The 18,110-nt window shown below is 72.0% G+C and carries 12 protein-coding genes; 3 read left to right on the top strand and 9 right to left on the bottom strand.

Annotation, left to right across the window (positions count from 1 at the left end):
- Positions 1-15: 15 nt before the first annotated feature.
- The 4 genes from ACFFJB_RS10450 to ACFFJB_RS10435 all read right to left on the bottom strand — a co-directional run bounded on the left by ACFFJB_RS10450 (position 16) and on the right by ACFFJB_RS10435 (position 4,765).
- Positions 16-822: an ABC transporter ATP-binding protein gene (locus ACFFJB_RS10450; RefSeq protein WP_376831293.1), complete on the bottom strand. Its 807-nt coding sequence runs from the start codon at positions 820-822 to the stop codon at positions 16-18.
- Positions 800-1,606: an ABC transporter ATP-binding protein gene (locus ACFFJB_RS10445; protein ID WP_376831292.1), complete on the bottom strand. Its 807-nt coding sequence runs from the start codon at positions 1,604-1,606 to the stop codon at positions 800-802. The genes ACFFJB_RS10450 and ACFFJB_RS10445 overlap by 23 nt, the downstream gene beginning before the upstream one ends.
- Positions 1,603-3,477 carry an ABC transporter permease gene (locus ACFFJB_RS10440; protein WP_376831291.1) on the bottom strand — a complete coding sequence of 625 codons (1,875 nt, stop codon included), beginning with the start codon at positions 3,475-3,477 and terminating at the stop codon, positions 1,603-1,605. The genes ACFFJB_RS10445 and ACFFJB_RS10440 overlap by 4 nt, the downstream gene beginning before the upstream one ends.
- Before the next feature lie 73 nt (positions 3,478-3,550).
- Positions 3,551-4,765 carry an ABC transporter substrate-binding protein gene (locus tag ACFFJB_RS10435; RefSeq protein WP_376831290.1) on the bottom strand — a complete coding sequence of 405 codons (1,215 nt, stop codon included), beginning with the start codon at positions 4,763-4,765 and terminating at the stop codon, positions 3,551-3,553.
- Between the two features lie 346 nt (positions 4,766-5,111).
- Between ACFFJB_RS10435 and ACFFJB_RS10430 the strand changes: the two genes are divergently transcribed.
- The 3 genes from ACFFJB_RS10430 (at position 5,112) to ACFFJB_RS10420 (ending at position 8,005) form a co-directional block, all read left to right on the top strand.
- Entirely contained in the window at positions 5,112-5,321 is a 210-nt protein-coding gene (locus ACFFJB_RS10430; RefSeq protein ID WP_376831289.1) for a cold-shock protein, read from the top strand.
- A 1,328-nt stretch (positions 5,322-6,649) separates the two neighbouring features.
- Positions 6,650-6,931 (top strand): translation initiation factor IF-1, encoded by a 282-nt coding sequence (gene infA / locus ACFFJB_RS10425; protein ID WP_376831288.1) that lies wholly within the window; start codon positions 6,650-6,652, stop codon positions 6,929-6,931.
- 384 nt (positions 6,932-7,315) lie between these two features.
- The gene (locus ACFFJB_RS10420; protein WP_376831287.1) at positions 7,316-8,005 is read left to right on the top strand and encodes a GntR family transcriptional regulator; all 690 of its coding nucleotides are present in this window, start codon (positions 7,316-7,318) and stop codon (positions 8,003-8,005) included.
- An 82-nt stretch (positions 8,006-8,087) separates the two neighbouring features.
- Here ACFFJB_RS10420 and bcsN read toward each other — a convergent pair whose 3' ends face one another.
- The 5 genes from bcsN to bcsA form a co-directional block, all read right to left on the bottom strand.
- Positions 8,088-9,473, bottom strand: coding sequence for a cellulose biosynthesis protein BcsN (bcsN, locus tag ACFFJB_RS10415; RefSeq protein ID WP_376831286.1), 1,386 nt, complete (start codon positions 9,471-9,473; stop codon positions 8,088-8,090).
- Between the two features lie 213 nt (positions 9,474-9,686).
- Positions 9,687-11,849 (bottom strand): hypothetical protein, encoded by a 2,163-nt coding sequence (locus ACFFJB_RS10410; protein ID WP_376831285.1) that lies wholly within the window; start codon positions 11,847-11,849, stop codon positions 9,687-9,689.
- Complete coding sequence (locus ACFFJB_RS10405; RefSeq protein ID WP_376831284.1) at positions 11,846-13,093, bottom strand: family 8 glycosyl hydrolase; 1,248 nt, start codon at positions 13,091-13,093, stop codon at positions 11,846-11,848. The genes ACFFJB_RS10410 and ACFFJB_RS10405 overlap by 4 nt, the downstream gene beginning before the upstream one ends.
- Positions 13,090-15,822 carry a cellulose biosynthesis cyclic di-GMP-binding regulatory protein BcsB gene (locus ACFFJB_RS10400; protein WP_376831282.1) on the bottom strand — a complete coding sequence of 911 codons (2,733 nt, stop codon included), beginning with the start codon at positions 15,820-15,822 and terminating at the stop codon, positions 13,090-13,092. The genes ACFFJB_RS10405 and ACFFJB_RS10400 overlap by 4 nt, the downstream gene beginning before the upstream one ends.
- 8 nt (positions 15,823-15,830) lie before the next feature.
- Positions 15,831-18,104: a UDP-forming cellulose synthase catalytic subunit gene (gene bcsA / locus ACFFJB_RS10395; protein WP_376831281.1), complete on the bottom strand. Its 2,274-nt coding sequence runs from the start codon at positions 18,102-18,104 to the stop codon at positions 15,831-15,833.
- Between the last annotated feature and the right edge of the window lie 6 nt (positions 18,105-18,110).

The following is an 18,110-nucleotide window of genomic DNA, read 5'->3' as shown; positions in this document are numbered from 1 at the left end:
CCCCAGGCGCTTCGCTCACACGGCCAGCAGCGCGTCGCGCCGCGCCGGATCGGCGTCCAGCCCGGCCATGGTTCCGGAAAAGCGGGTTTCGCCGCTGGCCAGCACATGCACCCGATCGGCGAGGAAGCGGGCGAAGGCCAGGTTCTGTTCGGCCACCAGCAGGCCAAGCCCTTCGCGCTTCAGCTGCAGCAGGGCCATGGCCATCTCCTCCACCAGCCGCGGGGCGAGTCCTTCGCCGGGCTCGTCGAGCAGCACCATGTAAGGGTTGCCCATCAGCGTGCGGGCGATGGCCAGCATCTGCTGCTCGCCGCCGCTCATCGCCCCGCCCGGCCGGTCGCGCATGCGCCCGAGGTTGGGAAACAGCGCGAACAGCCGCTCCGGCGTCCACTGCGGCGCGCCGGGGCGCGGCGGCTGGCGGCCGGCCTCCAGATTTTCGTCCAGGGTGAGGTCGGTGAAAATGCGCCGGTCCTCGGGCACGTAGCCGAGGCCGCGGCGGGCGATGGCGAAGGCGGGCAGCGGCGCGATGTCCGCGCCGCGGAAACTGAGCCGCACGGCGCTGCGCCGGGTGAGGCCCATGATGGCGCGCAGCGTCGTGGTCTTGCCGGCGCCGTTGCGTCCGAGCAGCACGACGGCCTCGCCCGGTCCCACCGTGAGGCTGACGTCGCGCAGGGCGTGCGCCTGGCCGTACCAGGCGTTGAGCCGCTCCACCACCAGGCCCTGCCGCTCCGCGGCGGGGTCGGGACTGGCGTCGTCGCGGGCGGCGGCTGCGGGCGCGGCCGGCGTCGCGGCGGGGGCGCCGTCATCCTGCGTCAGGTCGGACATGCGCGTCTCCTTGGGTTCCGCCGGGGGCGAACAGCGCGCCGTCGCCCAGATAGGCGGCGCGGACGGCGGGACTGGCGCGCACCGCGTCCGGCGCGCCGCTGGCGATCAGCCGGCCGCGGTCCAGCACCAGGATGCGGTCGGCGTGGGCGAACACCGCCTCCATGTCATGTTCGGTGAACAGGACGCCAATTCCCTGTTCGCGGACGAGGCGGCTCACCGTCTGCATCAGCGCCGCCCGGTCGGCCAGCGACATGCCGGCGGCGGGCTCGTCCATCAGCAGCAGCCGCGGCGTCCCGGCGAGGGCGATGGCCAGCTCCAGGCGCTTCACGTCGCCATAGGCCAGCTCCGCCGCCGGGCGGTCCGCGTGGCCGGCCATGCCGGCGAGGGCCAGCAGCCGCTCCGCTCCGGCGCGGGCGAAGTCGCGGCCGGCGCCCCAGGGAAGCAGGCTCCGCCGGCGCGCCGAGGCCAGCGCCGTCTGCACGTTCTCCCGCACCGTCATGGAGCGGAACACGGCCGCCACCTGGAAGGTGCGGCCGACGCCGGCGCGGAACATGTCCGCCGGGCTGGCGCCGGTCATGTCGCGCCCGGCCAGCAGCACGCGGCCGGAGTCAGGCTTCAGCTGGCCGTTGATGAGGTTGAAACAGGTGCTCTTGCCGGCGCCGTTGGGGCCGATCAGCGCCACGATCTCGCCCGCGCGCACCGTAAAGCTGACGTCGTCCACGGCGCGCACGCCGCCCCAGCCCTTGCACAGGCCCTGCGCCTGCAGCAGCGCCGCGCCGGTCATGCAGTCTCTCCCCTGTCCGCGGGAGCCGCGCCCCGCGCGCGCCGCCGGTCGCGCCACTGGCCCGCCACGCCCGCCAGCCCGCCCGGAAAGACCAGAACCACGCACAGGATAATGATTCCCAGGGCGAGTTTCGACCACTGCGTCTGGCTGAGCAGCCAGATGGAGAGCGCCTTCCAGGCGACGGCGCCGACCAGCGGTCCCAGCGTGGTCTGCACGCCGCCCAGCAGCGCCATCACCAGCGCGTCGACCGACACCGGAATGCCGAGCACGTCCGGAAACACCGAGCCCTTGAGGAAGGCGAACAGCGCCCCGGCCAGCCCGGCCCCCGCGCCGGCCACCACGAAGGCGAGCCAGCGCATGAGGCCGGGGCGCAGGCCGATGGTGGCGGCGCGCGCGTCGGAATCGCGCGTCGCGCGCAGCGCGTAGCCGAAGGGCGCGAAAATGAGCGCGCGCGTCACGCCGGTCACCGCCGTGGCGATGGCGAGGGTGAGCCAGTAAAACCCGGCCGGCTCGCTGGCGAAGCCTTCCGGCCACAGGCCCAGAACGCCGTTGTCGCCGCCGGTGACCTCCACCCACTGGAAGGCGATGGACCACAGGATCTGGGCGAAGGCCAGGGTCAGCATGGCGAGGTAGACGCCGGACAGGCGGATGGCGGCGAGGGCGAACACGGCCGCCCCGGCGAGGCCCGCCAGCAGCCCCAGCGCCAGCGCCGCCGGCATGCCGGAACCCAGCGCCTTCACCGCCAGCGCCACCGCATAGGCGCCGAGGCCGAAGAAGGCGGCGTGGCCAAAGGACGCCACCCCCGCCACCGACAGCAGGAAGTGCAGGCTGACCGCGAGAATGGCGAACGCCAGCGTCTCCGTGGCGGCGACCAGCAGATAGTCGCCGGCCACGAAGGGCAGGGCGGCGGCGAGGGCGAGCGCCGCCGCCATGGCCAGCCGCCCGGGCGCGCCCAGCGGCCGCCACGGCCGCGCCGGCGCCTCGCCGGCTCCGCGCTGCGCCGCCTGCGGCCGGCCCAGCAGCCCCCACGGCCGCGCCGCCAGCGTCGCCGCCATCACCAGGAAGATGATCACCAGGGAGATTTTCGGAAACAGCAGGATGCCGAAGGCGTTGAGCAGCGCCACCAGCACCGCCGCGACGAAGGCGCCGGGAATGCTGCCGAGCCCGCCGATCACCACCACCACGAAGGCGTCGACAATGATGCGCATGTCCATGTGGTGGTTGACCGATTCGCGCGGCAGCTGCAGCGCGCCGGCCAGGGCGGCGAGAAAGGCTCCCAGCGTGAACACGCCGGTGAACAGCCATTTTTCATTGACGCCGAGCGCGGCGGCCATCTCCCGGTCCTGGGTGGCGGCGCGCACCAGCACGCCCCAGCGCGTGCGGTTGAACAGCAGCCACAGGCCGGCCAGGGTCGCCGGCCCCAGCACGATCAGGAACAGGTCCCAGGCGGGGATCATCTGGCCGGCGATCTCCACCGAGCCGGTGAGGCCCGGCGCGCGCCTGCCCACCAGCTCGTCCGGCCCCCACAGCATCACGACCAGGTCGGCGGCGATCAGGGTGACGCCGAAGGTGGCCAGCAGCTGGAACAGCTCCGGCGCGTGATAGATGCGGCGCAGCGCCAGCACCTCCACCATCGCCCCGGCCAGCGCCACCAGCGCCGCCGCCAGCAGCACGCCGGCCCACCAGCCTGCGGCGCCCTCCAGCCGCTCGGTGAGCGACCAGGCCACATAGGCGCCAAGCATGTAGAAGGCGCCGTGGGCGAAGTTCACCACCCGCGTGACGCCAAAAATGATCGACAGGCCCGACGCCACCAGAAACAGCGAGGCGGCGCTTGCCAGTCCTGTCAGAAACTGGGCGAGCCAGAAGCTCATGATCGCCGGTCCCCGCTTCAGTACAGGCGTTGTCGTGGCGTTGTCGTGGCCGCCGGGCGCCGCGGCGCGAGGCTCAGTCGGCCGGGCGCAGCTTCGCCGCCTCGGCTTCGGACGGCAGGTAGTCCTCGCCCTTGCGGTACTGCGGGTTGAGCATCACGCCGCGGCCGTCGCGCACGCCGGTGACGCCGACATAGGCGCCGAGCGTCGACTGGTGGTCCGCCGGCCGGAAGACGATGGGGCCGAACGGCGTGACGACCTGCAGGCCGCGGCCGGCCTCGATCAGCTTCCCGGTCTCGGTGGAGCCGGCCTTGCGCAGCATGGCGGCCGCCGCGTGCATGGCGCTGTAGCCGATGACCGAGCCGAGGCGCGGATAGTCGTTGAAGCGGGCCTGGTAGGCCTTGAGGAAGGCGTCGTGTTCGGGCGTGCGGATGTCGTACCAGGGATAGCCGGTGACGATCCAGCCCTGGGGGGCCTCGTCCTTCAGGGGATCGAGATATTCCGGCTCGCCGGTGAGGAAGCTGACGACGGCCCTGTCGCGGAACAGGCCGCGGGCGTTGCCCTCGCGCACCAGCTTCACCAGGTCCGGACCGAAGGTGACGTTGAGAATCGCGTCAGGCTTCGCGGCGAGGATGGCCTGGACCACCGGACCTGCGTCGATCTTGCCCTGGGGGGGCCACTGCTCGGCCACCCATTCGATGTCCGGGCGCTTTTCCGACAGCAGCTTCCTGAACACGGCGACGGCCGACTGGCCGTACTCATAGTTGGGGGCGATCACCGCCCAGCGTTTCGCCGGCAGTTTCGCGGCCTCCTCGGCCAGCATGCTGGCCTGCATGTAGTTGGAGGCGCGCAGGCGGAACGTGTGCCTGTCGCCGCGCTCCCAGACCATGGCGTCGGTGAGCGGCTCGGCGGCCATGTAGACGATCTTCTTCTGCTTCGCGAAGTCGCTGAGGGCGAGGCCGACGTTGGAGAAGAAGCCGCCCACCAGCATCACCGCCTTTTCGCGGGAGACCAGCTCGTTGGCCACGGTGAGCGCCTCGGCCGGCTTGCCGCCGTCGTCGCGGGAGATCACCACCAGCTTCTGGCCGTTAATCCCGCCGGAAGCGTTGATCTCCTCCACCGCCAGCTGCCAGCCCTTGCGATAGGGCTCCGTGAAGGAGGGCAGGGTTGAATAGGAGTTCAGCTCGCCGACGCGCACCTCCCCGGAGAGCTCCGGCTGCTGCGCGTAAGCTTTCCCGGCCAGCAGCGCCAGGGCGGCGAAAGTAACTGCGAGCGTCTTTCGGAACGTCATGCCATCCCTCCTGCCGGACGCGGCGCCGCCCGCACGGGCTTCCGCCGGCCATTTCCCAGGGTGGCTCTAGCAAGCGTTTGGCCAGGGGGCAAGAAACGCCGGCGCATGGCCCGGCGCCGGCGCCGCCGCGCCCCGCTCTGGCTGGCAAAGTATTGCGCGTCGTTATACAAAATATTGCTTGAATTGTGGCGGATATGATTCTAAAAAATACATGCTGATCGTGACGGTCAGTTTTGGTTGTCGCAGTATTGTCTACGTCGTGCGGCCGCCTGTTTGTTGGGCTGTTAATGGTCATGTTCGCCCGCCGACGGTGGTTTTTGCCGCAGATGGATCGAAAGGACCACGAATGCAGACTGGCACCGTCAAATGGTACAATGAACAGAAAGGATATGGCTTCATCCAGCCGGACTCTGGCGGCAAGGACGTGTTCGTCCACGCCACCGCTCTTGAGCGGGCGGGCATGAGAGGTCTGGTTGAGGGGCAGAAGGTGGCGTTCGAGGTCGAGATTGACCGGCGCACCGGCAAGCCGGCGGCGGGAAGTCTGCAGTCAGCCTGACTTCACGCCCGCTTGCGCGGGCAGGCGCTCTCGCCTGGCGGACAGGACCGGCGCGCCATGTCGCCGGTCCTGTCGTTCTGGCGCGGCCGGAGCTGGCGCCGCGACCGGACGCAGCTGATCCGCTCATGGCCGCCGCGGGGCCGGCGCAGGGTCTGGGCGGGGACGCGCGGAGCGGGCGGGGCCGTATGTCCGGGACGCAACGGGCCTGGCGCCCGGTCTGATGTGGCCGGGCGGCCCGGGGTCGCGCATGAGGCGGGCGTCGCGTGCGGCCGGCGCCATCACCCGGCGCCGTTCCGGAGGGCATGGACGCCCGGGTCAGTCCCGGGGCGTGACGGCCTGGGGCGTGGCCCTCGCCCGCATGTTTCCTGGCCGCGCGCCAGGATCCGGCCGCGCGCCAGGATCCGGCTGCGCGCCAGGGCTGACGGGACCAGGGCGCGCATTCCTGGCCGGAGGAGCGCGCCGGGCGAACGGCCGGGGGAGACGGGACGCCGGCGCAGGAAAAGCTGGACCATTAACGCCAGGGCGTCGCGGTCCTGGCGACGGGTCTCCCGCCGTCAGCGCTCCCCGCTGCACGGGCCGCGCGAATGGTGGACCTCGCCGTCCGGCGCCGCCGTCCTGGGCCGCCCCTCGCATGTCGGTCCCCACACCGGCTGGCGGGTTACAGGGCGGGGAGGGCGCCCGGCGCTGGCGCCCGGACCGGCGGGAGCCGGCGGCGTTGGTTCCGGCTGTGTCGCGCGGCTCCCGCCTGCGCGGAAATGGTCCGGGCCGCGCCATGGCCGCTGCTCCTGCGCCTCGAGCGCTGCGCCGCGGCTCCGCAGCGCGGCGCCGGTCTCCGCCTCCGGCAGGCGCGTCCGCATGCCGGCGCCCGCTTCCGCTCCAGCACCACGCCGTCATGCCCGGGTGGCATTGGGACTCCAGGTCCCGCGGGCAGGGCGCGAAGGCGCTGCGGGGCGCGAAGGGGCGCGCGCCGGCGCCCGCGCTTGCGCGTCCGGCGTCCCCCTACAGGCGCATTCGCCAAATTTCCAGGGAGCCCGGCCCGCCACAGGCCGGATATTTTATCCGCACGCCTCTTGCAGGCCCTTTATATCGCGCGCGATCTGCGCCATATAAGCGGCGAGCACGAGGGCGTCGCCATCTGTCGCGCATGCTGCAGGCGCAGGCACGCTCCGATGGCGCGGAACCGCCCGCCGCCGCCCCGCAGCCCTGTCATGGCGCGCCGCGACGGCTCCGCCGCCCGTCAGATCGTCAATGTCGTTTGCATGCGCCGTCAGGCCGGTTCCGGGCGGATGCGAGGGGCGGAGCGCCGCCCAGATGATGCGAGAACCTGTATGGCCAAGGAAGAACTGATCGAATTTGAAGGTCTCGTGACCGAGATCCTGCCGGACGCCCGCTTCCGCGTCCAGCTGGACGGCGGCCATGAAGTCATCGCCTACACCGCCGGGCGGATGAAGCGTAACCGCATCAAGACGCTCGCCGGCGACCGGGTGACCGTCGAAATGTCGCCCTACGATCTCGAAAAGGCGCGCCTCGTCTACCGCCACAAGGATGAGCGTCCCGGCGGTCCCGGCGGCCGTCCGCCGCAGCGCGGCGGCAACTTCCGCCGTCGCTGATCCGTCCGGTTGCGCACGCCGCCTGCGGCCGGAGCGCTCCGCCCGGTCGCGCGCCAGTCGCCGTGATGCGAATCGCCGCCCGGTCTGCCCCGCAGGCCGGGTGTTTTTCTGTCGTCCTTTCGTCGCCGTCACGGCGTCAGCGCCAGTCCTGGCCCGGGATGTTCCGGCCGGCCGCCGGGGGCCGCGCGTATTGCGGCGCCGCCTGATGAAACGCCCTTCCCTGGCCGGCGGCCTCGCCGGTGAAATGACCGCGTCTGCGCCTGTCTGCGCAGGCGCAGGGGCGCGCGCGGACCGCTGTTAAACCTGTCCTGCGTTCTTTTTGCTTGAACCTGGCGAGAGAATTTGCATCTTCTATAAAATATATAAAAGCCAGCAAGCGTCGCCATGGATATGGAAACGGCCCGCCAGGGAGGAGTCCGCACCGAAAGCCTCGCCATGCAGGCCTACAGGCACTTTCGCAGGCAGCTGATGGCCGGTCGGTACAAGCCAGGGCAGAAAATAAAGCTGAAAGAAGTGAGCGCCGAGCTCGGGATCAGCGCCACGCCGATCCGTGAGGCGCTCGGCCGGCTCGTGTCCGAGCAGGCGCTGTTCCAGATCGACCGCCGCTCGGTGCGCGTGCCGGTGATGGACGCCGCCCGCTACCGCGACATCTCCGAAGTGCGCATCCTGCTGGAAGGGGAGGTCGCCGCCCGCGCGGCTCTCACCGCCACCCCCGAGGAAGTGGCGCGCCTGCAGGCCATTCATGACGCCCTGTGCGACGCCACCGAGCGCGGCGACGCCGCTGGCATGTTGGCGGTGAACGGGCGCTTTCATCACGCCCTGTGCGGCATGGCCCGCATGCCGGTGCTGCTGCATCTGGTTGAGAACCTGTGGCTGCAGTGCGGGCCGACCATGAACGCCTTCCGGGACTATCCGCCCCGCGCCCCGCGCCAGCGCCACGCCCATCTCCTGATCATCGACGCCCTGGGGCGCCGCGACCCGGAGGCTGCCCGGGACGCGCTGGCGATGGACATCCGCGCCAGCGTCGATCGGATCGTCACCTATCTGGACGGGAAGGGCGCGCGGCCGGACTGATCCGCCCCTGCGCCGCAACCGGGCCGCCCGGGGCGCGGCCGGAGCCGCGCGCGTACGGGGCTCATGCGCGCCGCCGGCGCGCCTAGCCGCCGGGGCCGCGCAGCGCCCGGGCGGGCAGCGACGGATCAAGGCCATGGATTGAGGGCTGCGGCGCGGCGGGCGCCGGCGTTGGCGTCGGCGCGACCATCGTTCCGGGCTGGGGCGGGCGCGGCACCGGCGGGGTGTTGACCAGCGGCGAAGCGGGGACCGCTCCGGCCTTTGGCCCCTCCGGCGCCACGGGAGTCGCGCCGGGCGTGGGTCCGAGATAACGGGCGCCGCCAGGGGCCTGATAGCCGGGCGGAGGCGCCGGCGGCTGCGCCGTCGCGGGGCGCCTTTCCATGGCGTCGCGCGGCGTGTCGTCCTGCCGGACGGGCCTGCTGGCGCGCGCGGCCGGCTTGCTGGCGCGGCGCGTCTGGGCGGCGGCGGCGGGCCGGCGCGTCCGCGCCGGCGCCGCGCGCTTGCGCACGTTGGGGCCGGTGGTGATGGGATCGGTGCGGCGGTAGCCGCGCAGCAGGCCGATGATGCCGCCCGGATTGCCGCCCCGCCGGTCAAGCAGCGGCCCGCGGCCCAGCAGCGGTCCGCGGCCGAGCAGCGGACCGCCGCGCCCGCCGGACCACTGCGCCACCTGGGTCGCCGTCGCCGGGATGAACGCCTCCTCCGCGATCGCCCGCTCCGGGATGAAGGGCGGCGCCTGGCGGACTGGCGGCAGGCCGCTCACGCCGCTGTCGCCGTCGCCGTCGCCGGGCGCCAGCTGTCGCGCGATGTCGGCCAGCTGGTCCAGCGAGGCGGCGCGGCTGCACAGGCGCAGGCGCACCGTGACGGGCGCGCGCCCCCCGGCGAGGCCGGCCAGGGCGCTGGCCTGGCCCCAGGCGTAAAGGCAGCGTCCGCCGTCAGAGGGCGCGCCGATCGCCAGTTTCAGCGGGCCCAGCGCGCTGCGCACGGTGCGCCCCGGAACCACCGCCATGCCGATCCCCGGAAACATGTCCCGCAGCTCCGCGGCCGTCTGTTTCGGCGATGGCGCAGGGCCGGCGGTGACCAGCAGCTGGTTGCGGAACGGCTCGCCGGCCGAGAAGGTGATGCGCTGGCCGGCATGCGGGCCCTCGCCCCATTCCTGCACGGAGAGCACCTGCCCTGCCGAAGGCGGCAGCGACGCCAGCGCGGCGCTGGCCGGCGCCGTGCGCGCCCGGGCGTCCGTAAATGCGGCGAAAGCCGGCGCCACGGCCGCGGCCAGCGTCAGCGCGGCCAGCGCCAGCGGTCCCGGGCGCATGGCCCGCGCGGCGGCAGCCAGGCGCTCCAGGGCGCGCGCCATGAGGCGCAGGATGAGGCGCACGATGAGGCGTTCGGTGAGGCGCTCGCGGCTCCCGCCCGGGCGCGCGGCGATGGCGCCCGCGGTGGCCGGCATGGTCTGCGCTTGGGTAACGCGAGTCATTCAGCATCCGTCCGGAAATCGCGAAGGAGCCGCCCGGGGCGCGGGATCCCCGCCGTCACTTGCGAAAACATGGCGCCGCCTGCGGAAAAAGCGGGTGTCTGGACGCTTTCCGGGCAGCATGCGCCCTGGCCGCGCTCCTGCCCCTGGCGGACGCGCGAAACGCGGAGGCATTGTCGCCGGACAGCCTTAACACGCCGTTTCCTGCATGCGCGCTCAGCGCCCGCCGATGTACTGGTCGGCGTGGCGCTGGTCGGCCCACAGCGTGCCCGACGGCGCCGGCTGGGTGGCGTAGTTCGGCGTGGTCGGCGCGGTGACGCCGTTCCAGCCCGGCAGCAGCGAGAAGCCATGGCGCTCGTACGGCATGGGGCCGACGCCCGGCACCCGCCGCGCCACCAGCGGCCACGGGCCCCGCACCGGCTCCACCAGATAGCCCGGCGCCGGAACGCGATATGGCGCGCCCACCACCGCGCCCGGGCCGACGCCCGGGAAGCGCAACGGATTGGCCGGGTTGACGCTGATGGGGAACTCCTTCGCCGTCAGCTTCGGCTGGGCCGGATAGGCCTGCTGCGGCTGCTGCTGGAGCGCCGGATTGAGGGTGACGCCGGCGGGCAGGCTGGCGTCCGGCGTCGGCACGCGCGGCAGCGAGCCGCGCAGCCCGGCGCCGGCCAGGACCTGCTGGCGCGGATCCTGGATCTGCCCCTGGATCTGCCCCTGGACCGGCCATGCGGCGTTGTCGCCCGGGCGGGCGGCGGCGGTTTCGGCCGTCTGGCGGTTGCGCCTGCGCGAGCGCTGCTCCGCCTGCTGGCGCTCCGCCAGGTCGCAGGGCGTCGGCGGCTTGAGCGTTCCGTCCGGGAACACCAGCTCCACCACCTTGTAGAACAGGCCGTCGTAGCGGTTGATGACGTCGGCGAGGGTCTTGCGATCCTTCATCCTGTCGAGCGCCAGGGCGTAGCCATAGGCCGTGGCTTCTTTCGGGAACCACGCCATCGCCCGCTCGAACCACTGCAGCGCCACGTCATACTGGCACGAGTTGTAGGCGTACCAGGCCAGCGCCTGGGCGCCCTCGCCGGAGGTGAGCTCCATCGTCACCTGGCCGTAGCGCGCCAGCCGCTCCGGCTCGATATAGGGCGGGATCGCCTTGGTCAGGTCGCGCTCGAGAATGTCGATGTAAAGGATCATGTTGTTGATGAGCGCGTTGCGCCAGGCGTAGGCGACCTCTTCCGCCTCCCGGTACATGGTCAGGTTGACGAGGGTGAGGGCGAGGCCGTGGGCGACCATGGCGTCGCCGCCTTTGGCCATGCTCTGCTTGAACCACTCATAGGCGGTCCGGTAGTCCTTCTGGTTGTAGTAGTACCAGGCGACGAGAGCGGACTGCTCCGGGTCCTCGCTGGCGCGGGCGTATTCCTCGAAGCGCTGCATTTCCTCCGCCGGCAGCGGCGTCTTGCGCTCCTCCTTGAGGAAGGCGCTGATGCGCGCGCGGATCAGGTCGATGGCGATGGGCTCCAGTTCGCTGACGCCGTTCACCGTCCGCGCCATGGCCGCCAGCTCGTCCACCTGCTCCATGGGCAGCACGGTCATGGCTTTCTGGATGGTGGCGATGCGCTCCTGCGTGCTGTAGTCGCCGGACATGATCAGGCGGTAGGTCTCCATCGCCTTCTCCGGCTGGCCGGAGCGGGCCTGGGCGGCGGCCACCAGCCACAGCAGGTCCAGCTCGAGATCGCGCACGTCGAGGCCGGAGTCCTGCAGGGCGGCCAGCACCAGCTTCTCCTTGCCCTCGCTGGAGGCCTTCTCAATGTCGCGGCGCAGCACCTTGCGCGCCACCTTGGCGGCCAGGTCCCGCGACGGCCGCCAGCCGGGCTCGGCCTTGCGGCGCGCCTCGATGGCCGCCAGCAGCTCGTCCAGCCGGTCCGCGGCGAACAGCGCCCAGAACGGCTCCTCGTCGCCGGCCGCCGGTTCGGCTGCGTCAAAAATCTCCTTTGGCGGCGTCCAGCCCGGATAAAGGCGCTGCAGGCGGCGCAGCTCTGCGTCGGCGCGTTCTTTCTGGCGGCTGAGCACGTAATAGCGCAGGGCGGAGGTGTCCGGCTCCGCGCCCTGACGGGTGACCACGCGCCCGTCGGCCGCGTCGGCGGCGCGCGCGTCCGGGGCGCCCTGGCCGGCCTTGACCGTCGGTGCGTCGGGGGCGGCGCCCGCGCCGGCCGCTCCCGCCTGGGAGGCCGGAGCCTGGCGCAGCAGCGTCGCCGGCGGGGTTTGCGCCGCCGCCGGTTCGCAGAAGCCGCCGAGCGTGAGGCAGGCGAGGGCCAGCGGCCGGGCGAGCCGCCGCGCCGCGCGGGCGCGACGGGGGCTGGTCCGCGAGGAGGCGACGGCCAGCGCGCTCATCGTCTGTTCTCCCCAAGACATTGCGGATAGCGCATCTGCACCGCGACCACCGAGAGCAGGTGCAGGATCGCCGGATAGTAGTTCTCGTGGGCGCGGGGCTGCAGGAAGTCGGCGGGCACGCGCTCGCCGTTGACCGCGCACAGCGTCAGCGCCGCGATGGCGTCGTAGCCGCTTTCGCCCATCGCCTGGGTGACGCCGGTGCGCGTGTCCACCACGCCGGCGGCGCGCCTGCCGGACCACATCCGCACATAGGGCTCATAGTCGCTGCGGCCGCCAAGGCCGGCCCAGGCCATGTACAGCGGGATGCGGATGGCGTTGTAGCCGAAGTTCTGGGGAAAGCCCTCGGCCGGTTTCAGCGTCGACGACCTGGCCGAGATCCACTCGGTGGGCAGCTGCGCCGCGCCGAAGCGGCTCTTGGCCAGCAGCTCCATGCCGGTGCGGCTCACGCCCTTCCAGTCGATCTCCGGGGCCACGAGATACAGCCGCGGAAAGGCAGGGAACACCCAGTAAGAGACGTTGACCACCGGGCCGTCCGGCCGCTGCTCGGCGCCGAAGCCGTATACGGACGGCAGCAGCAGCGCGCCCCAGCGGGTCTTGAACAGGACGGTCTTGCGGCCGACCTCGACGGCGATGCGCCGCGCCTCCACCTTGTAGGCCTCGTTGTTCCAGTATTCGCCGGCCTCCGCCAGCGCCCAGGCGGTGAGGATGTCGCCGTCGGTGGCGTTGTTCATGTCGCCGACGCCGGGACGCTTGTCCGGATCCCAGCGCCAGGCCTGCAGCTTGTCGTCCCGCACCATCAGGTTGGCGCGCGACCAGCCCCAGATGCGCTCGAACGCCTCGCGGTCGTTGGCGGCCACCGCCAGCAGCATGCCGTATCCCTGACCTTCGCTGTGGCTGATCATGCCGTTGGCGGTGTCGACGACGCGGCCCTGGTCCGTGACGAAGCGGGCCTTGAACGCCGCCCACAGCTCGGGATTTTTCAGTGCGCCGCCGAGCGGGATCACCCGGTCGTCAAGCTCCAGTTCCGGCAGCGCCGCGGCCGCGGGCGCGGCCGTTTCGCCGCCCTGGGCGGGGGCCGGCCGGTCCTGGGCCATGGTCATCTCCGCGCCGGCGAAAGCGGCGAGCGCCAGCGCCGCGGCGAGACCGGCGGCGAGGCCGGCGCGCGCCAGCGCGCCTGGTCGCGGGCGCCGCCGCAGGCGCGCTCCCGGAAACAGGCGATGCCACTGGAAGCCCTTGTCGATCATTGCTTTCGTCCGACGTTGCGCAGCAGCCATGCGGTCGCGCCGCCAAGGAAGGCGGCGACCAGCACGGAAGCCGTCACATAGATGGCGGGATTGTGCGACAGCCAGCTGGCCGCCACCAGCCTGGCGTTGACCAGTGAAAAAACTGTCGTTGGCATAAATGTGATCTGGGTCGGCTCCACCGTGGTCACGTCGCCGTTGGCGGCGTCGAGGAAGGTCTGCTGGCCTTGCGCCTGGGCCCACACCTGGGGCGAGACCAGGCAGTGGACCGCGCTGGCCAGGTCCTCGCCGTTGGGGCCGGTGACCACCACCAGCGCCGAGCCCGGGCGCGCCGACAGCACCCGCTGCGCCATCACCAGCGAGGTGGCGGCCGGCGCCGCGTGCGGCGCGTGGCGGTCCCCCAAGCCCGCCAGCGACACGGCTTCGCTGGCCATGCGCGCGCCCACCGCGGCGATCGCCTCCACCAGGTCGCGCACCTGGGCGAACAGGCTGGTGCGCCCGTAGATGTTCTCGTTCCACTGGGCCAGCAGGTCGCGCTCCGGCAGCTGGGTGGCGTCCACGGAGACGCCGGCGCGCGCCGCATGGTCCGCGGTCTGGGCGTCAGCCGTCGCCGGCTCCTGCGGCCGCGCCGACAGCGGCGTCATGGTGCAGTAGCCGGGCAGGTTGCGGGTGAGCGCGGCGCGCTGGCGGGCCAGCTGGCTGTAGGCCGCCGGCGCCGCAGGGGGCGGGGCTGGCGTCTTGCGCGACTCCCACGCGCCTTTCAGCGCGGCGGGGGAGAGGTTCACCGCCTGCAGCGTCTGGTCGGAAAGCGCGCCGACAGGCGCCACCACCACGGCCGAGAGGTCGTTGTCCGCCGGCGGCGACACCATCACCTCCAGCTTCAGCTGCCGGTCGGCGGCCAGCGCCATCTGCGCGGCGATGGTGGCCGCGGCGCCCACCGAATGCCGGTCCGGCGACGGCAGGAACAGCCGGCCGCCGTCGGTGAGCGTCAGCGGGAAGGCCGAGGAGGTGGTGACGGCGAGATTGGGCATCTCCGCCATGCGGGCGAGGGTGGGGATGACGATCTCGCTGGTGTCCAGCAACAGGAAGCGCTTGGGCGCGCCGATCATCGCCACCGGGTCGCAGGCGCGGTCGGCCGGGGAGGGCACGCGCGCCAGGATCTCCACCCGGTTGAAGCCGGGCTGCAGCCGGCCGAGCGGGAAGGGGATCTCGTTGCGGCGGAACACCTCGCCGTCGCGCCGCGACAGCACGGTGGTGGCCGCGTCCTGGCCGTTGACGCTGATGGAGATCTGCGGCTCCGGGCCAAGACCGGCGACATAGCCGCCGTCAAGCCGCAGCAGCACCTTGGCGTAATCGGAGGTGTAGAAATCCGGCGGCAGCACCAGGTCGAACGACACCCGGAACAGGCGGCCGTTGAATTCGATGCTGGGAATGTTGAGGCGGCTCAGGGGAATGCGCTCGGAGCCCTCAACCCTCAGGCCGCGGTAGTTCGCCAGCGCCGCCAGGCCCGGCGGCGCGCCGCGCGGCGGATCATTGCGGCCGGCGAGCTCGAGCGCCTCGCGCAGGTCGTCGGCGGTCTGGCCGGTGATCACCAGCGTCGGCCGCCGGCCGTTGGCGCCCGGCAGCAGCACGACCCGCGGTCCGTTCACCGCGCCCAGCATCTCCAGCCCCGGCTGCGCGGCGATGTCGCGGTAGACGCCCACCAGCAGGTTCATGCCGGCGTCGCCGTCGGCGGCTGGCCCCACGTCCACCACCGGCTGCAGGTAGCGCGCGCGCAGCGCCACCGCCTGCACCGCCGCCATCACCCGGTTCATGCCCTCCAGGGTGGTGCGGCCGGGCAGGATCACCCGCACCGGAAAGGCGCCGAAACTGTCCGGCGACAGCGACGCCACGTCGGCCACGTCCATCGCCCGCGGCGGCGTTCCGTAAACCAGCAGGCCGGTGTTGGCCGGATCAAGCTGCGTCCACAGCTCGTAGGTGGCGCCGAGCGAGCAGTCCACGCGGTGGCGCATGTCCGCGGTGATGCGGACCGAATTCCAGCCCGGACGCACCAGATCGGCCGGAATGTCGAACACCGCCTGGCGGGCGCCGCTCGGCGCCTGCAGGATGGTCTGGCCCACCGCCACGTCGTTGACGATCAGCGTCAGCGCCGAGGCCTCGGGCATCACCGAGATGGCGGTGAGGTAGCTGACGCGGAACTGCAGGCGCGAGCGCGCCTCGGCGTCGGTCAGGTAGACCGGCCATTCGGTGGCGTCGATCTCGCCGCGCAGGCGGTAGCCGTGCAGGTTCACCGGCATGCGCCGCAGATAGGCGCCGGCGGGAACGCCGGGGCCGCCGGGAGCCGCGTCCGTGGTGGGCACGCGCGGCGCGCGCTCCGGGCTCTCCTGCGCTTCGCCGCGCGGCAGGAAGGAGCGGATGCGCTGGCCGGGAACGCCGCTCGGCGGCACGCCGAACACCGGCCGGCTGCCCTGCAGCAGCGGCGGCGGCGCGGCCGGGCGGCCGCTGTCCTGGGCGGCGGGCGCGGCGGGTGCCGGCGGCCGCGTCTCCAGCAGGGCGTCGCTGGCGGAAGGGCGGGCCTGCTCCGTGGCGGGCGGCGCGCCGAGCAGCCCCTGGGCGGAGGCGGCGGACGCCAGCGCAAGCGCCGCGAGCGCCACGCCGGCCGCCGTCGCGCCGGCTGCGGCGGCGAGCCGGCCGGGCAGCGCGGTCAGGCGGCGCAGGGCGTTCTTGCTCATCTTTTCCCTCACCTGGCCGAGAGGACGGAGGCGGGGTCCGTCGCAATGTCGCGCAGCCGTTCCGGCGGACTGGCCAGCTCGCGCGGCGCGCCGGACGGCGCGGGAGCGTCCGCCGTTTCCGGCGCCGGCTTCGTCCGCCCTTTCAGCGCATAGCTGATCGCGCGCCACGGGCCCACCACGCCCCACTTCATCATCAGCGCGGTGCCGCGGAACAGGTCCATGTGCATGTGCCGGCTGTCGAGCCATTTCGCCAGCGCCGTGCGGTCGCCGTACATCAGGTCTGCGAGCACGGCGTAATGGCGCGGCTCCAGCGCCGCGAAGCGCACCAGATAGGCGCCCTGGTCGCCGTGGCGCTCCTGGGCCGAGAATACCACCGGCAGGCTGTCGCGCGCCGGCAGCGCGCCGACAGGCTGGATCAGCAGCCGGCCGGGGATATCGCCCGGCGGCAGGTCCACCGGCTTCTCGCCCATGAGGCGGATGACGCAGTCGCCGCTGGAGACGTTGTCGATCATCACCGGGATCTTCTCGCCGCCCAGCACCAGCACGCCGCGCCGCTCAATGTCCAGCGAGGGCGGGCGCTCCGGCGTGCGCCGCTCGGCCACGGCGCCGAGGCAGGCGCCGGCGATCATCAGGTTGAGCGCGTTCCACAGGCCGACGATGATCATCGCCGCCGACACGCCCGGCTCGGTGAAGAAGCGGTAGATCACCACCACCATCGCCAGCGCCAGCAGGCCGAACAGGAAGAAGAACGGCCAGGCCAGCTCCGACAGGTGGTCCTCCTCCATCACGTCGTTCTTGGAGGTGACGTTGAAGCTCGGCTTGCGCGGGTTGACCGCCACCGCGCCGATGGCGCGCACGAGGAACATGCCCTGCAGCGTCTCGTACATCTCCGACACCCACGGCCAGCGCACCCGGCCGTAGAGGTAATTCTGCAGCATCAGCGAGGCGATCATGTAGGTGAAGGTGAAGGCGATCGACTCGTCCACCGTGGCCACGAAAATGCGCAGGTCGAAGAAGATGTAGACCAGCGGCACGAAGATGAAGATGAGCCGCGGCACCGGGAAGAACCAGAAGCTCATGCTGGACAGGTAGGAGATCCGCTGCATGAAGGAGAGCCCGCGCTTGAAGGCGGGATTCTTCAGGATCAGGATCTGGAACATGCCCTGGCACCAGCGGGTGCGCTGGCCGATGAAGGAGGAGAAGGTCTCCGGCTGCAGGCCGGCGACCATGGGCTTGTCCACATAGATGCTGTGCCAGCCGCGCGAGTGCAGCTCGAAGGCGGTCTCGCAGTCCTCGGTGATGGTCACGCCGTGGAAGCCGCCGGCGGTCTCCAGCGCCGCGCGGCGCAGCACCGCCGCCGAGCCGCAGAAAAAGGCCGCGTTCCACTTGTCGAGGCCCCGCTGCGTCACCGAGTAGAACATCTCGTTCTCGCTCGGCATGAAGCGGAAGGTGTCGAGGTTCTTCTCGACCGGATCCGGGTTGAGGAACACGTGCGGCGTCTGCACGAGGAACAGCTTCGGATCGTCGACGAAATAGCCGACCGTCTCGCGCAGGAACTCGCGGAACGGCACGTGGTCGGCGTCCAGCACCAGCACCAGCTCGCCGCTGGAGTGCTGCAGGCCGTTGTTCATGTTGCCGGCCTTGGCGCGTTCGTTGCGGGCGCGGGTCAGGTAGCGCGCGCCGATTTCGGCGCACAGCGCCTGCAGCGTGGCGCGGCGCTGGCGCGCCTGGGCGGCCTTCTCCGGGTCACGGTCGGAGCACTTCTGGTCGGTGCCGCCGTCGTCCAGCAGCCACACGGTCAGCTTGTCGCGCGGGTAGTCCATGGCGCGCGCCGCCGAGAGCGTCAGCGCCAGCATGGACGGGTCCTCATTGTAGGAGGGGACGAACACGTCCACCGTCGGCAGCTCTTCGTCGGGCACGCGCCGCGGCCGCGGCCGCTTCAGCGGGTCTGCGTTGATCAGCAGCGTCATCGCCAGGAAGAACACGCAGTAGAGCTCGCCCAGCAACAGCGTCACGCCGGCGATGAAGCCGGGCAGGTCGGCGGGCGGCGGCAGCGTGTTGGTGATGCGCCAGAACGCGTAGCGGATCACCAGCAGCGTGCCCAGCGCCAGGAAGATCTGGCGCGACAGGAAGCCCTTCGTGAACAGCCAGACGGCGATCATGGTCACGATCACCGCAAGGCCGAGGACAAGCTGGATCGGCACCCCGACAGGAAGCGTCAGGAAAACAAACGTGAGCCCGCCCAGAACCATCCAGGCGAGCCAGCGAAGCGCTGCGACCATCGTCCC

Source organism: Camelimonas abortus, assembly GCF_042432745.1.
GTDB classification, from domain to species: domain Bacteria; phylum Pseudomonadota; class Alphaproteobacteria; order Rhizobiales; family Beijerinckiaceae; genus Camelimonas; species Camelimonas abortus.
This window is presented reverse-complemented; position numbering and strand designations above follow the sequence as displayed.